Consider the following 15,354-nt stretch of genomic DNA (forward strand, 5'->3'; position numbering starts at 1 on the left):
GTCAACGCCTGCGGGGACGCTCATCTCGCGTCCGACCGTCCTCCTTCTATTGCCGCTGCGACCCGCGCGAATAGACGGTGAGATCGTCGTCGCCCCCCTTGGACAGATCTGTCATCCCCCCTCGTCGACCTCGAGAGCCATCGCGATGCCCGCTTCTCCGGGGGGAGCGTCGCCGAGGATATTCGTTCGGCATGACCCGAGGAATGCGCTGTTCCTCCGCGTCCAGGTGCAGAAGTGATCGGTGATCGGGGGCGCCCTCGGGGGGCGCGGTACTACCGAGCGGACACGGAGCGCGCGCTCACGGCAGCGCGTGCCGCTTCAGCGTGGCCCACCCGATCTCGGGGCTCCCCCAGGCCGTGCCGCCGCCCTGCGCCGTGCACAGCGTCACCTCCGCGCCGCTCGCGCAGCCCGAGTAGGTCGAGCAGCCGTCGCTGTCCTCCGCGCTCGGGGTCCCCGTGCACTCGTTCAGCTCGGCCCACCGCTCGAAGGTGCCGACGGCGCCGAGGAAGGTGATGCTGGCGCCGTTCGGCGCCTGCTGCGACCCCCCCTCGTAGGGTACGAGCACGTCCGCGGTCCCCCGGAAGGAGATCTCGGTCACCGGCCGCACCGGCTGGCAGGGCTGCTCCGATTCGACGAGGAGGTCGAAGGCGCTGGGGGCGACCCCGGCGACGAGGTCGGCCGCGTTGCAGGCCAGGTGGTAGGCCATCCCGCCGCCGTTCGCGACGCCCACGGCGTAGACGCGCTTGACGTCGACGCACGCCTCCGCCTGGACTTGCTGCACCAGGGCGCGCGCGAACCCCACGTCGTCGACGTCGCGTGACGTCGTGCAACACGGACCGACGTTCCACGCGCCGTCGATGCCCTGCGGCCACGCGACGAGGAACCCTTCCTGCTCGGCGAGCTCGCGGTACCCCGAGGCATCGGCCTCGCCCGCCGAGGTCCCGCCGAGCGTGTGGAAATCGAGGACCAGCGGCATGGGGCCCAAGCCCGTGTAGCTCGCGGGGAGGCGAACGACGTAGCTGCGGGTCGTGTCCCCGACCGTCACCGTGCGTTCGTTGTCGCCGACAGCCAGGGTGGTGGCCGGGCAGATCGCCGTGTCGCCGGCGGGCGCCCGGCAGAAGCCGTCCTGGCAGACGAACGGCGCGCCGAGCGGCGCGCAGTCGGCGTCGCCGCTGCAGGAGAGATCGCAGAACGCGGCGCTGTCGGCCGCGGCGCAGGCCGACCCGGCGGGCCGCGCCGCCACGGCCACGCACACGGCGCCGGAGGCGAGCGCCGAGCACTCGTCCGCGACCGAGCAGGCGCGCGTGCAGACGCCGCAGAGGCAGGCGAGGCCGTCCCCGCAGCTCGCATCGCAGCTCCTGAGGAAGTTGGTCTCGCTCCCTGTCTGAGGGCCCACGCCCCTGCAGGCCGAGGCCAGGAGCACCGCGCCCGTCACGCTCGCGACGAGGCACGCCGCCGCGATCCCCCTAGCCCTCATCGCCGCCCCCGAGGTCCTGCTGGATCAAGCACTGTCCGATGTACAGCACGACCTGCGTGTACCTGTCCGGCGCCTCGTGCGCCGCGTTGAACGCCTCGACCTGCTCGCGCAGCGCGACCAGCTCGGCGCGCAGGCGCCCCAGCGTCTCGCACGCCTGCTGCTCGTACGGATGGCCGGGCCACACGTCGAGGGTATAGGTGCTCCCGCCGACGCGGTCGGCGAGGCCGGGCGCAGTGCGATCCTCGCGCAACCGGCACAGGATGGTCTTCACCATCGCCTGATAGTGATCGAAGATCGCCGCCTCCCAGCCCACGGGCGAGCCCAGCAGCACGTACAGGCTCGCCGCGCTGTACGTCGCCCCGGCGCCTTCTCCGGTCCGCTCGACGCGCCTCGATTCCACCAGGCGCGCCAGGGCGCTGTCGAGCTCCAGGCGCTCGGCGTGCGTGCGCTGCAGCAGCTCGTCGCGCGTGAGCGGGCCTTCCCGGTAGACGATCGCCCAGACCAGCTCGTCCACGCCCTCGCCGGAGCGAAGCGCGCGGAGCGCGCCGAGCTCCTCGTCGGACACCGCGCGGTACACCACCTGAGCCCCCTGCCCCGCCTGGAAGATCAGGCGGCTCTCGCACAGGTCGAAGAGCACCCCGCGGAGCAGGACATCATCCTCGTCGGCGAACGCCCTCAGGATCTCGGCCCGCGGCGTGATCCCCCGGCGGCGGATGTGGTGCAGCACGGCCTCCCAGAGGGAGCGGCGGCGCTCGACCGAGCTCTCGGTGATCCGCCGGACCCGGCGCTGGTAGCTCCGGAGCCCCATGCCGAACATGTCGGCGCCCACCTTGCGGCTGACCCCCTGCCGCTCCAGCTCGGTCACGAGGTCCTGGAACACCTGATCCGCGAGCTGGGCCAGCGGGGCACGCAACCCCCCCGAGGTCGCCAGTTGAGCGATGAGGACGGTCGTCTGGCGGACAATGGCCTGGATCAGCTCAACCGTCATACGTCTCGACGAGAAACCTCGCAGCTCGGGCCCAGCGTACCTGGGCGCGGGGCAGCGGGGGAGTGACAACCCTGACGCCCCCCGTGCATGGGAGGGGGCACAGCGCGGCGGGTCATGGTGGCCCGGAGGGCGCCGACGCCCACTGGGCAGCCTGCCTCACGGGTCTTCCCAGGAGGGCTCGACCGCGGGCCGCTCGCGCTCGATCATCCCGCTCCCCTCCTCCTGCCGGTCGCGGAACGGCGTCGCGTGCGGCGGGAAGTCGCGGAGGCCGCGGCCGGCGGTGAAGTCGTAGCGGGCGAAGAGCAGCGCCGAGAGGCGCGGAGAGGTCTGGGACGGGCTCGGGATGTCGAACAGGAACGTGCCTTCCGCGCCGAGCGAGACGCGGTGTCCGCGCGAGAGCCAGCTCCAGAACGTGAGCCCCGCGGTGAACGCGTTGCGCAGGAAGGCCTCGTCGCGCGTCTCGTTCTCGGGCCGGTAGCTCGCGAGCCAGCCGAGCTGGATCCACGGCCAGAGGCCCCGGCCCGGGAGCAGGTCGAGGTCGAGCGTCGCGTCGACGCGGTCGAGCGTCGACGGCACCGGGCTGAGCCGCAGCGACGTGCCCGCCGTGACGAGGGCGTCGACGAACGGACGGTGCCGCAGGCGCGCGCCGAGCGAGGCCTGGGTGCGGTGCTCGTCGGCGTACGGCGTGAAGATGTCCTTGTCGGCGCCGGAGAGGCCGCGGAGCGACTCGTCGACAGCGAGGTACGTGAAGCCCGCCCACGGCGAGAGCGTGAGCTCGCCGAGGGGGATCGACCAGAACGCGCTCGCGCTCGCCCTGCCGCCCACGGCGTCGGAGGCGCCCGGCTGGAACACGACGCGGCCGCTCAGCGCCGCGCCGGGGACCCAGCCGCGCGAGCTCAGGTCGAAGCGCGCCTCGGCGCCGAAGCTCTCCGGCCCGTCGCGCAGCCGCCCGAACCCCGCGGCGGAGATCCAGGCGCGCCGCTCGATGAGCTCGCGGTGCACGTCGACGCCGAGCTCGAGGAAGCGGAGCGGCAGGCGGAGGTCCTCCTCGGTGAGCTCGCTGTCGACGAGGCGCGCGTACGCGCCGACAGAGAGCGGGCCCGCGTCCGGGTCCTCGCCCACCGGGGGCGCGGGCCGGCGCGGCTCGTCCGCCGGCGCGAGGGGCGCGGGCGGCGGCGGCGCGGGCGGCGGCACGCGCGGGCGCGGCGCGCCCGTGGCGACGGCGAGCTCGACGCGGAGCAGCGCCCTGCCGGCGGGCGAGGCGACGCGCAGCACGTGGGGGCCCTCCGGGAGGACGGCGACGCGGGCCTCGACCTCGCCGCCGAGCCAGAAGAACGGCTCGCGCGTGACGCCGAGGCGGCGCGCGGCGGGGTCCTCGGCGGTGTCGAGCGCGAGGGTCCCCTCGTCCACCGCGGCGGGCGCGCCGGCGGCGGGCGCGCCGTCGAGCGGGGACACGGCGTAGCGCAGCAGGCCGGCGGGCGTGGCGGCGGTGATCTCGGGGCGGCAGGCGGCGTCGTCGCCGCTCGCTGGCGCGGCGCACTCGTAGGCGGCGCGGGCGCGGATGCGCACCACGGTCGGACCGACGAACGCGAGCTCCAGGGGGCGGGCAGGATCGATGTCGTGCCAGGTCGAGAGGACGCGGCCCGAGAACGGCTGCGCCGAGCCGGCGGCGGTCGCGCGGATCCAGCCGAGGACGCTCTGGTCCGCCGGAGGCCGCACCTCGACGCGGTGCTTGCCCCGCGGCACCTGCACGACGCAGCGGTCGGCCATGGGCGCGGCCGCGGCGGAGCACGCGACAAGGGCGCCGTCGAGCGCGACGGAGAACGCGCAGGGGGTCTCGTCGCGATCGAGCGACCGGCAGACGCCGTCGAGCACGATGGCGCCCGGCGCGGCGCGGTCGAGCCGGAACTCGGCGCGCGCGCCGTCGGTGATGAGGAGCGCCGGCTCCGGCGCGTCGACGAGCGCGCGGCGCACGCGCACGCGGAGCGGCAGGTCGCGGTCGGCCCTGGCCCGGATCTCGAGCGTCGCCGAGCCGGCCGTGGCGTCGGCGCGCGGCGGCACGTCCCAGCCTGTCACCGGCGCGAGCCGCGCGAGGGCCGCCGGCGGGAGCTGGACCGGCGACGCGGGCCCGGCGGGCGCGCTGCCCGAGGGAGACGCCGGCGCGGGAGAAGCCGGCGCGGCGCCCTGGCCGCCGCCGGCAGCCTCCCTGTCGGCCGTCTGCACGGCGAGCTCGGCGAGCGCGAGGGCGCGCAGGGTGAGCAGCCGGTCGGGCGTCGCGGCGGCGGCAGCCACGTCGGTGGCGAGGTTCGCGGCGCGGGCGAGCGCCGCGGCGGAGCGGTGGGCGAGCCCGATCCGGGTGAAGGCGTCGGCGGCGATCCGCACATCGCCGGCGCGCTCGGCGAGGAGGCCGAGCAGGAGCGCGTCCGCGCCCGCGCTGTCGCCCGCCGGGCCGGCGAGCAGCGCGACGCCGCCGCGCGGGTCGCCGGCGACGCGGGCCGCGCGCGCGCTGGAGAGGGGCGCGCGGTCCTCGGGCAGCGGCAGCGGCGGCACGCGCGCGGACAGGCCGAGCGGGACCACCGGCGGGCTGCCCGGCGGCAGCGAGAAGACCGTCGACGGCGGCGCGCCCGCGCCCGACGCGCCGGGGAGCTGCCCGGCCCCGTCGGCGTCGTCCTCGGCGGCGCGGTCGAGCGAGGCGAGCGCGGGGAAGCCGAGGGCCTCGAGCGCGGCGGCCCGCTGCGCGCGCAGCGCCGCGCGGTCCGGCGCGGGCGCGGCGCGGAGGGCGCGCGTGGCGCCCCGGATCCGATCGAGCGTGCCGTCGACGGGCGCGCCGGACGGCGGGCGCGCCGGCGTGACGACGCGCGGCGCGGCGGGCGCGGCGGGGTGGAGCCGCACGGCGGCGCGGAGCAGCGCCGGCGCGGAGGTCTCGACGCGCAGCTCGCCTGCGCCGGCGGGGACCGGGATCTCGATCGACCCCGTGGCGCCCGCTGTCACCCAGGCCTCGTGGACGGCGGCGCCGGCGCGCACGCGGAGCACGCGCGCGGCGGGCGGCGCGCCCGAGGGCCGGGGAGCGCTCGCCGCGCCGCCGGAGGCCTCCGGCGCGCGCGCGGCCTCGCCCAGCACCGCGGGCGGCGCGAGGACGACGCGCGCCACCGTGGCGCGCTCGGGGTCGGGGAGCGCGAAGGTCACGGCGCCGTCGACCCAGGCCCACTGCATGATCTCGCGCAGCGACGCGCACGGCGCGCGCCCGCTGCGCGGGACGCGCGCCAGCACCGGCGGGGCGCCCGCCGCGCGCTCGAAGGTGCGCGGGCCGGGCGCCACGGCGACGACCGACGTGAGCCCGGCGCCGCCGTGCACCGCCGCCGGCGCGCCGTCGATGAGCACCGACGACTCGGGGACCACCTCGCTCGAGGCGCTCCGGAGGAGCACCCGCGCGTGGGCGCCCGGCGGCGCCTCGACGGTGAGCTCCGCGCGCGGGGCGTCGAGGAGCGTCCAGCGGAGCCCGGACGCCGCGTCCATGTCGCACAGCGCGCCCGCGGCGCCGCGCTGGGCTGCGCTGCCGGCCGGGGCCGGCGGCTCATCGCGCGGCGGCGAGACCGAGCTCCACCCGGTCACGCCGTCGGGGATGTCGAGCGCGTCCCAGGGGGCCTCGCGCGCCCAGGCGATCCGCGCGAGGGGCGCCGCGCTCTCGACGTCGCCGTGGCCGAGCGCGTACCGCTCCGCGAGCGGCGCCCCGACCGGCCGGCGGCCGTCGACAGGCGGCGACAGGGCCGCGCCGAGCGCGGACACCGCGGCGACGTCGTCGGGGTGCGCGCGGCCGCCGGCGGGCCCGCGCGGCGGCGCGGCGGGCTCGCGCGGCGGCGCCGACGCGGGCGCGGACCAGGGCGCGGCCGCGGCGCCGGGATCGGCGTGCGCGGCGGCGAGCCGCGTGAGGGCGGCCCGCTGGAGGGGCGCGGCGCTCGCGGCCGGCCCGCCCTGCGCCGCCGCGTAGGCCTGCGCTGCGCGCGCGAACGCGACGCCGGGGGACGGCGCCCAGCGCACCGACTCGGCGAGGACGAGCGCCCGGAGCGGCGGCGGCACGGCCGGCCGCGCGGCGAGGTCGAGCGCGGCCTTCGCGGCCGCGGGGGCGGCGGCGCGGTCCGCGGCGGCGAGGAGCCGCGGCGCGTCGGCGTGGGCGGGCGCGCCGTGCGCGCGGTCGCCGGCGGGCTCGCGCTGCGCCGCGCTGTCGAGCAGCGCGGCGCGGTCGCGCTGCGGCGCGACGAGCTCGGCGACGCCGGCGCGCTGCCGGTAGCCGCCGGCGGCGACGGCGAGCTCTCCCTCGACGACGTCGACGGTCGCCTCGCGCGCGTCGACAGGGAGCGGCACCCGGATCCAGCGCGCCTCGCGCCAGCGCGCGGCGTCCGCGAGCCGCGGCCCGGTGCGCCAGGCGATCTCCCGGACGACGGCGCCGCCGGCGCGGACCACGACGCGCGTGGCCCCGTAGGCGCGCGGCCGGAGGGCGATGCGCAGCACGTCGGCGCCGGGCGCGCGGAGGCCGAGCCGCGCCCCGGCCGCGACCGATCGCCAGGGCGTGGCGCGCTCGACGGCCGGGAGGTCGGGGCCCTCGCGGCCGCCGCGCAGCTCGACCGCGCGCTGGGTGAAATACGGCTCGACGAGCGGCCGGAGGAGCAGCGACTCCTCGAGGTAGCGCGCGGTGAGCCACGCGGCCGCGGCGGGCTCGAGGCGCGCGGCGGGCGGCGCGGGGGGAGCGCTCGCGCTGCCTTGTCTCGAGGGCGGGCCCGCGGCGCCCGGCCCAGGCGCCGCGCCCGCGGCGCCCTGCGCAGACAGCGCGGCGCGCGCGGCGTCGACCCAGCGGAGCAGCGCGCCCGCCTCGGCCGGCGCTGTGGCCGGCGCGGGCGCGCGGCCGCCGAGCCACGCGGCGACGTCCTCGTCGAGGCGGTACCAGGCGAGCGGCGCGCTCTCCCGCGCGGCGACCCGCACGGCGACCGGCGAGCTCTCGGCGCCGCGCGGGACGGCCGCGCGCACGGCGACGAAGCGCGCGCTGGACCAGGCCGGCACCGCGACGTCGCGCGCGCCCGCCTTGAGCGGCGGCAGCGGCATCCAGGTGATCACGTCGGGCGCGTCGCCGACGCCGGAGCCGAGGCCGATGCCCGCGACATCGCCGCGCACCTCGAGCCGATCGCCGGGCTCCACCGGCACGAGGAGGAGCTGCTCCGCTGTGAGCGCGACGGGCCGGGTCGGGTCGGCCGCGAGGGGCGCGGCGCTCGCGCTCGGCGTCCCGCCCGGCGCGGGCGCGCCCTGCTGCGCGCCGTGGCGCCACGCGATGACCCGCGCGCTGTCGGGGGCCACCCAGGCGAGCGGCTCTGCGGCGCTGGCCTCGCGCGCGCCCGGCAGGCCCGGGGTCACGCCGAGGGCGAGCGCGAGCGCCGCGCCGAGCAGCGCGCGGCGGGCAGCGGACGCGGCGAAGGCGTCGACATCCACGGCGATTACCCTTCTCCCATGGCCATCCTGCGCCCCGTGCGCCGTGAGCTATCGGGCTATCCGATTTCCGGTAGCGAGCGCAAGCGCGCGATCGGCGATGGCGCGCCGCATTCCTCGCGAGGGCGGGGCGCGCCGCAGCCGCTGTAGGGGCGGATCGCCAGCGCTTACGGGAGCGGCCAGCGCCGCTCGCGCTTCAGCCGCTCGAGGACCGCGGCGAGCGCCGTCCCGTCCATCTCGACGAGCGACGCATCGTCCTCGGGCGAGAGCGCTAGATCGAGCACGTCGCACACGTCCCGTACGGCCTGCTGGAGGCCCTCGTTGCGTCCCTCGCGGAGCGCTCTGTCGCGGAGGGATTCGAGGCTCGAGTGCCCTTCGCGCTGGAGCAGGTTGGTGAGGACGGCCCGCTGCGCCGCTGCGCGATCGTAGAGCGCCTCGACCTGCACAGGGTTCTGCAGCACGCCGGGCGCGTGCAGCGGCTCTCCCGGGAGCGCGCGCCGTCGCGGCGCTCCGGGCGCGTGCACCTCGACGTGCCGCGGCGCAGCGAGGCGCACGACCCAGACCCAGCGCGTGCCTTCGCCGAGCAGGTCGTCGATGTTCCGGGCGAGGCGCACCTCGTCTTCGCCGACGTCGGCGTACGCGATGGCCAGCGCCGGCGCGCCCGGCACCCGGCCCGGGGCGTCGGGCGCGTTGCCCACGGCCACGTGCGGCGCGCGCAGCAGCCCCGGCGCGGAGGTGTCGTCTGGACCGACGGAGGCCTCGGAGACGGCGGGATCCCACGCGACGACGGCGCCGCCGAGGAGGAGGGCGGCCGAGGCGCGTCCACCGAGGGGCAGGCAGGCGATCGGGTGCCCGTGCGACAGGTCGACCGGGTCGCCTGGCCGGATCGGACCGGCGCGAAAGGGTCCGCGCTGGTCGGGGTCGAGGTCGGGGCGGCTGGCCGGGATGTCCGGCGACGTGGCGTCCGGCGGAGGCGGAGGCGCTGTGGCCGGCGCGGGGGCGGGATCGGGCTGGTCAGGCGCGGGAGCCGGGGTCGGTCCGGGATCGGTAGGAGAGACGAGGAGCTCTGGAGCTTGCACGGGGTATCTGGGTCGCATGCAGTGGATTCCGGGCGCGCCGGAGGCCTGGTCACGGATTCGCCGTCCGGTGGGATCGGCGGCTCGCTGGCGGCCGCGGATGGGTTCCTCCAAGCATCCGACGCTCCGGTCCCCGTGGCGATCACCACCGGGGAGAACGGGACCGGGAAGACGATCCTGCTGGATCCGATCCGGGGGCTGTCCGTGCATCCCTACGGGGGGAGCCCGCGCGCGATCTGGCGAAACGGAACGCCGTTTCTGATGGAGGCCACCCTGGTCGTCGAGGGGCGCCAGAAGGTGCTCAAGGCGACGGAGACACAGCCTGGTACGTTCAATTTCGGCGACATCCGCAAAGACATCTCTACTCTTCCACCGAAAGTCGAGCAGGGACAAGAATGCCCGAACGGGGTAGTAGATTTCTGGCGCTCTGCGCTACCCGCGGACACATACACAATCAATCAACTTACACGACAGGAGCCGAAGCTCTTCCTGCGAGATGCCATGAGAGGCATCCAGCGCAACGCCGCGGCGACCGAGCTCATCTTTACCTTCAGATCATCGCCACGACGCACTCGCCCTTCCTCGTCGGATCGGTCCCGGGCGCGAGGGTATTCGTCTGCCGTTACGATCGGGGGCGAAGGACCTGCGTGGTCGACGACGCCACAGATCTCTATGCGAACAAGCCGGTGGAGGAGATCGTGCTCTCCCCCGCGTTCGACGGCGCGCAGCCGTTCGGCGAGGAGATCTCCCGGCTGATCGAGGAACGAAAAGCCGCGTTCGAGGCAGGGGACGACCTTCGGCGTCAGGAAATCGAGGGGCAGCTCAAGGACAAGAACCCCGGGTACTTCTCGTACATCGACGTCGAAGAGCGGCTGCAGGCGCTGCGCGGCGAGACTTCCCCTTCTCCCTCATGTTCAGCGTAGTTCTTGAAAGGCTCCACGTGTAACTCCGCCATCGGGGGCGGCCTGGCCCCCGGATCACGCGCTTGCTGCTGCGCCCCCGCAGCCGAGCTCGGACTGTCGCCGCGCACGCCACGCCCATCGGACGCGCACTCCTGGCGCAACGCCAGTATCCACGGCGGAGTCACATCTCGTTCAGGAGATCATCGCGCTTGTTCGAGGGAGCTTTGCCGCCGGACTTCCCCGGAGCGCGAGTTCTGGAAGGCGCCGTGGGCGGAGCCGAATGGCTCTGCGGCGCATCCGCGGACGCCCCCGCATCGGGCAATGGCGCCGCGCCGCGCTCCGGTGCTGATTCAGCAGGAACCGCTTCGGCCGACGACGCCGCCGGCCCTGCTCCGCCGACGCTCGCCGCCGGCGCCGCTCCACCGACGCTCGCCGCCGGCGCCGCTCCGCTGACGCTCGCCGCCGGTGCCACCGCTTCGACAACGTCCCCGGGGCCGGAGAGCGCAGAGAGCAAGAGCAGGACCCCACCGATCACCACCGCGAGCCCCACCGCCGCCCCGATCACGATCCCTGTGCGCCCTCGCTTCTGTGGCGGCGGCACATCGGCCTGGGTCTGCGACGAGGGGGAAAATGTGGCTGTTGGTTGGGGCAGAGCAGCCGGGGCGATCGCCGGCTCCGTCGCCGAGATCCTCGCCGGCGCCGGCTCCGTCGCCGAGATCCTCGCCGGCTCCGGCTCCGTCGCCGACACCCCACCCGCCTCTCTTGCGGCGATCCTCGCCGCCTCCGTCGCCGAGATCCTCGCCGTCTCCCCCGCGGCCACCGGCTGCGCCGCGGCTGCATGCACAGCGCCCCACGGCGCGCCCGCCCCGGGATCGCGCGCCCCGGGCAGCGCCGCGAAGGCCTCGACGAGCTCGGTCGCGCTCTGGAACCGCCGCGCCGGATCCCGCTCGAGCGCTCGGTGGAAGAAGGCGTCCACCTCCAGGCCGAGGCCGGGCGCCACCTGCGAGGGGAGCGGGATGGGCGCCGTGCAAATCTCGACGAGCACATCGCCGAGCTCCTGACCCGGAAAGGGGAGCTGGCCGGTGACGCACTGGAACGCGATCACCCCGAGAGACCAGAGGTCGGAGCGGTGATCGACCTTGCTGCTGCTCCGCACCTGCTCCGGGCTCATGTAGCTCGGCGAGCCGAGCAGCGACCCCGTGCGCGTCGCCCCGGCGCTCTCGACGGCGGTCACCTTCGCGACGCCGAAGTCGACGACCTTGGCGACCAGCTCGCCGTCCTGGAGCGAGAGGAAGAGGTTGCTGGGCTTGAGATCGCGGTGGACCAGGCCGAGCTCGTGCGCCCGGCGCAGCGCCCTGCCGACGTGATCGAGAATGGCCAGCGTGATCGGGAGCCCGAGGCGCCGCTCGCGCGCGAGGCGCGCCGCGAGGTCCTCGCCCTCGAGCAGCTCCATCACGATGTAGGGCGTCTCGTGCTCGATGCCGTAATCGTAGATCTGCACGGCGTGCGCGCTCTTGAGCACGGCCGCGGCCCTCGCCTCGCGCTCGAAGCGCGCCCGCAGCTCGGCGGACGTGGCGAATTGCGGCGCCATGAACTTGATCGCGATATCGACGCCGAGCTGCAGGTGCCGGCCCACCCACACGCTGCCCATGGCGCCCCGCGCCAGCTCGCGCTCGACGCTGTAACGGCCTGCAATGGTGATGCCTGGCGCGATCTCGAGCACGGGGGAGAGCATAGTGGAGGCGGCGTGCCCGGTCCACCGGCGAGGCGGACCCCCAGGGACAAACTCGTCCGCCTCTACTCGTCGCGCGCGCAGCGGAATCCGAAGAAGGAATACCGCAGCTCGGGCTGCTCGCCGATACGCTCGGTCGTGCTCAGCGTCTCTTCACCGTGGGAGAACGCTCCGCCGTGGGCCGCCCTGCCGAACTCCCCCTCGATCAGGGACGCACAGTTGTCGCAGGGCGGGACGGGCTCGTTGTGGTAATCGAAGACCCACTCATACAGGCTGCCGGCCAGATCGGCCTGCTTCCACTTGCCGTCGCCGGCAGGCGATCGCGAACCGACGCTCGGGACCGGGCACACAGTGGTCGTTGTCTCGCAGCCGAACACGGCCAGATCGTCGCTCGGGGCCGCGGCTCCCCAGGGGTACTCGCGGTGCTCGTTCCCGCCGGCGGCCGCGTAGTTCCACTCGGCGTCCGTGGGCAGCCGGCCGCCGTCCCAGGCGCAGAAGGCGAACGCTACATACCAGCTCACACAGTTGATGGGCGCCGTTTCATTGCCGGACGGCTCGTCGGTCCACGTCCTGAAGTTCTCGTCGCACTGGAGCTCATCCACCAGCTCGTCCCGGCTCGCGGGCAGCTCGGCATCCCAGGCCGGGTCCCAGCCGCTGCCGTCGATGCGCGGGTGCGCGCCCGCGCCCGCCACCGGCTTGATCGCCGGATAGCTCGCGACGAACTGCCGGAACCGACCCACGGTGACCTCGAAGCGATCGAGGTGAAAATCGGCGACCGTCGCCGGATATGCCGCATTGTTGAGGCGATTGAACGTGCCGCCCACCACCTCCCCCGCCGCGCAGCAGCTCTCATTGGACGCCGGGCCGCAGGTCGGCGCCACCTGATCGCAGCGCGGCAGCGAGAAGACGTCCGGCTCGACGTCGGGGATGCACGCACCCCCGAACGCCGGCACGAGCGCGAGCGCGGCGAGCGCTCCGAGGGAATGCAGGGACACGCGATCACCTGTGCGCATCAGAAGCTCCCGGAGATGCTGGCGCCGGCGACGGAAGGCGCGATCCAGGGCGCCACGACGGCCGCCTGCGCCGGCGCGGCCCGATCCTCGCTGCCCGCCCGCAGGATCCCGAAGGTCGCCACCCCGAGCGCGACGAGCCCTGCGCCGCCGAGGCCGATGAAGAGCGGCAGATCGCGGTTCTTGCGCGCGTTGTCGGCCGCGACGTCGTATCCGGGGTTGCAGTACGTCCCGCCCGGGGCCTCGCGGCAGTTCTCTCGCAAGGCGCCGATCGCCGACAGGTCGTCGACAAGGAACCCGACCGACGCGCCGACAAGGGCGATGCCGGCGGCCCCCGAGATCCACGCCCAGGTCGGGACGCGCCCGCTCGATGCTTCGTTCGTGTCCGCCGCCGCCACCGGCGCGCTCGCGGAGGGCGCCGCGGCCGCCGGCCGCAACGTGAGCTCGACCGTCGCCGTCTCGCCCTCCTTCAGCGTGACCGAGCGGGTCTCCGCCTGGTGCCCGGGGGCGCTGGCGCGGATCTCGTGCGGGCCCGGATCGATCGGCAGCGGCTCGCCCAGCGCCGCCGCCGGGAGCGGCGTGCCGTCGCGCTGGACCTCGACGCCGGGGGGCGCGCCCTCGAGCACGATACGGAGCTTCGGCAAGCGCGGCTCGAGCGCCGCGATCCCCTTCTGCGCGAGCTCCTCGAGGCCACGCCGCCGCTGCTCCCCCGCCGTCTCGCGGTTCAGGACGAGGGCCCGATGGTAATCGTGCCAGGCGGTCGCGAGCTTGCCCTCGTGCTCGTGGCACCGCGCGATGTTGATCATGGTGCTCGCGGAGGGGTTCAGCGCGAGGCTGGCCTCGAACTTCGGGCACCCCGCCGCGTGATCCCCCTTGTCGACCAGCGCGCGCGCGGCCTTGAAGAGCGCCTCTGCGGCCACCGGGTCGCGAGCGGGCTGCTGCGCGCGCGCCGCCGCGCCGCCGAGCGCGATCGCCGCCCCCGCCGCGAGCGCGAGCGCGGCGCGCATGCCCGGCCTGGGAGCAGCGCCGCGGCGGGCGCCGGCGAGGTGAATGCGCGGCGCCGCGCGAGGGAGGTGTTTCCCGAGCGGGCTCGTTGTCGATTCCACCATGGGTGCTCGTTCCGCTGCGGCGAGCCCGGGGGGCGCGCGGGGGAACTCTACACAAAAACGTCCGGACGACCAGCCTGTCGACGATCGCACGCGCCGCGCTCGACAGCGAGAGCCCCCTCCCCCGTCTGACGTGCTGAGCGCAGGAACGGGCGCAGCCCGGCGCTCATCGCTTCATCATCGCGAAGGCAACACCGCTCTGCAGCGTCAGGCGCGTCGTCACGCCGCCCAGATCGCGCCCAACGCGCGTGAGCTCCTGCGCGATGTGGGGACCGATCCCGGTCAGGACGACGTCCGTACCGAGCAGCCGCGCGGCCTGCGCCAGCTTGACGATCTCGTCGGCGGCGTCCGGACCCAGGCTCGGAACGCCCGTGAGGTCGACGATCGCGACACGGGTGTTCCGGGCAGCGATACCCGCGGTCAGGGTGGCCTGTACCTGCCGCATCCGATGCCGATCCATGTGCCCGATGAGCGGCATCACGGTGATGTCGTCGGTGATCGGGATGAGCGGCATGGAGAGCGCCTCGAGCGCCCGCGCCTGCTCCCGGATGATCTCCTGCTGCGCCCGCTGCTCGGCAGCCGCCGCTTCGGCCCGCCGGCGCTCGGTGATATCGCGGATCAACACCAGCGCCTCGGACGCGTCGAGCCCGACGATCCGGGCCTCGTGGTGGCGAAGCTCCCCGCCCACCGGCTGCTCGTACTCGAGGACCTGCGTCGTGTCGTCGGCGAGGGCCCGGCGGAGGTCGTCGAGGAGGCGCCGCGCGACGTCGTCCGGCAAGGCGTCGCCGACAGGCATGTCGCGCGAGAACCCGGGCTGGAGGGCCAGCGCGAGCCCGCGCGGCGGCTTGACCTCGAGACACCTGCCGTCCCTGTCCACGCGGAGCACCATGTCCGGCAGCGACTGGATCAGCCGGCGGTGCTTCTCGTCCTGGGCCGAACTCCGGGCGACCGCCTCCTCGAGCTCGCGCTCCCGGTTCCACTTCTCCGTGAGCGCACAGGCGATCTGCCGGACCTCGACGACATCGAACGGCTTCTTGAGGATGAGCAGGCGATCGGTCTGGCCGAACCGCGCCATCACGTCTTCCCAGCAGCAATCCGAGTAGGCGGTGCAGATCACGCCCTGGAGGAGAGGATCTTCCTCCCACAGCCGAGAGAGCGTCTCCACGCCATCCCACCCCGGCGGCATGCGGACATCCACGAACGCCACGGCGAACGGGGCGCCGGCCTGCACGGACCTGCGCACCGCCTCCAGCGCCACCTCGCCCTGGTAGGCAGACGTCAGCTCGAAGCTCGGCCCCCGAGGCGCCCCGCCCTGACCGCCGAAGAGCAGCGCGTCCAGCGCGTCGAGCCCGGCGGAGCTCCCGGCGGGGGCCAGGACGTCTCGGAACGTCCTGTGGATGCTCTCGGTGTCGTCGACGACGAGGACTCTCCTGTTCTTCGCGCTGGCTCCGTTCATCGGCTCAGGGCCTCCTGCGAGCGACCACACACCATCGACCTCTGTGCTCAATGTTCTTCCACCGTGGCAGGCTCCCACCGACGCGCCCCTGAGAGCACCTGAAACCCCATGTCGGGCTGGCGCCGTCCGCTC

10 protein-coding genes are annotated in these 15,354 nt (G+C 75.2%); 2 read left to right on the forward strand and 8 right to left on the reverse strand.

Annotated features, from left to right (window positions below; genetic code table 11):
- Window positions 1–298: 298 nt before the first annotated feature.
- The 3 genes from WMF42_RS37005 to WMF42_RS37015 form a co-directional block, all read right to left on the reverse strand.
- Complete coding sequence (locus tag WMF42_RS37005) at window positions 299–1,477, reverse strand: alpha/beta hydrolase family esterase (protein ID WP_437687825.1); 1,179 nt, start codon at window positions 1,475–1,477, stop codon at window positions 299–301.
- Window positions 1,467–2,465: a hypothetical protein gene (locus tag WMF42_RS37010; protein WP_437687827.1), complete on the reverse strand. Its 999-nt coding sequence runs from the start codon at window positions 2,463–2,465 to the stop codon at window positions 1,467–1,469. The genes WMF42_RS37005 and WMF42_RS37010 overlap by 11 nt, the downstream gene beginning before the upstream one ends.
- Window positions 2,466–2,621: 156 nt before the next feature.
- The gene (locus tag WMF42_RS37015) at window positions 2,622–7,943 is read right to left on the reverse strand and encodes a hypothetical protein (protein WP_437687829.1); all 5,322 of its coding nucleotides are present in this window, start codon (window positions 7,941–7,943) and stop codon (window positions 2,622–2,624) included.
- Window positions 7,944–7,961: 18 nt separating this feature from the next.
- On the opposite strand from WMF42_RS37015, the gene WMF42_RS37020 reads away from it, so the two are divergent.
- Window positions 7,962–8,090: a hypothetical protein gene (locus tag WMF42_RS37020; RefSeq protein WP_437687831.1), complete on the forward strand. Its 129-nt coding sequence runs from the start codon at window positions 7,962–7,964 to the stop codon at window positions 8,088–8,090.
- Window positions 8,091–8,107: 17 nt separating this feature from the next.
- On the opposite strand, the gene WMF42_RS37025 is transcribed toward WMF42_RS37020, so the two are convergent.
- Window positions 8,108–9,019: a hypothetical protein gene (locus WMF42_RS37025; RefSeq protein WP_437687833.1), complete on the reverse strand. Its 912-nt coding sequence runs from the start codon at window positions 9,017–9,019 to the stop codon at window positions 8,108–8,110.
- Between the two features lie 644 nt (window positions 9,020–9,663).
- Here WMF42_RS37025 and WMF42_RS37030 point away from each other — a divergent pair.
- Window positions 9,664–9,939 carry a hypothetical protein gene (locus tag WMF42_RS37030; protein WP_437687835.1) on the forward strand — a complete coding sequence of 92 codons (276 nt, stop codon included), beginning with the start codon at window positions 9,664–9,666 and terminating at the stop codon, window positions 9,937–9,939.
- A gap of 160 nt (window positions 9,940–10,099) precedes the next feature.
- On the opposite strand, the gene WMF42_RS37035 is transcribed toward WMF42_RS37030, so the two are convergent.
- The 4 genes from WMF42_RS37035 to WMF42_RS37050 all read right to left on the reverse strand — a co-directional run bounded on the left by WMF42_RS37035 (window position 10,100) and on the right by WMF42_RS37050 (window position 15,222).
- A complete protein-coding gene (locus WMF42_RS37035; protein ID WP_437687837.1) occupies window positions 10,100–11,641 on the reverse strand; it encodes a protein kinase domain-containing protein in 1,542 nt (513 codons plus the stop codon).
- Between the two features lie 74 nt (window positions 11,642–11,715).
- On the reverse strand, window positions 11,716–12,645 hold the full coding sequence (locus tag WMF42_RS37040) for a formylglycine-generating enzyme family protein (RefSeq protein ID WP_437687839.1): 930 nt from the start codon (window positions 12,643–12,645) through the stop codon (window positions 11,716–11,718).
- A gap of 17 nt (window positions 12,646–12,662) precedes the next feature.
- Window positions 12,663–13,769 carry a PEGA domain-containing protein gene (locus tag WMF42_RS37045; protein ID WP_437687841.1) on the reverse strand — a complete coding sequence of 369 codons (1,107 nt, stop codon included), beginning with the start codon at window positions 13,767–13,769 and terminating at the stop codon, window positions 12,663–12,665.
- Between the two features lie 163 nt (window positions 13,770–13,932).
- Window positions 13,933–15,222, reverse strand: coding sequence for a PAS domain-containing protein (locus WMF42_RS37050; protein ID WP_061606592.1), 1,290 nt, complete (start codon window positions 15,220–15,222; stop codon window positions 13,933–13,935).
- Between the last annotated feature and the right edge of the window lie 132 nt (window positions 15,223–15,354).

It is taken from the genome of Sorangium sp. So ce176, assembly GCF_051519835.1.
Lineage (GTDB): Bacteria > Myxococcota_A > Polyangia > Polyangiales > Polyangiaceae > Sorangium > Sorangium cellulosum_G.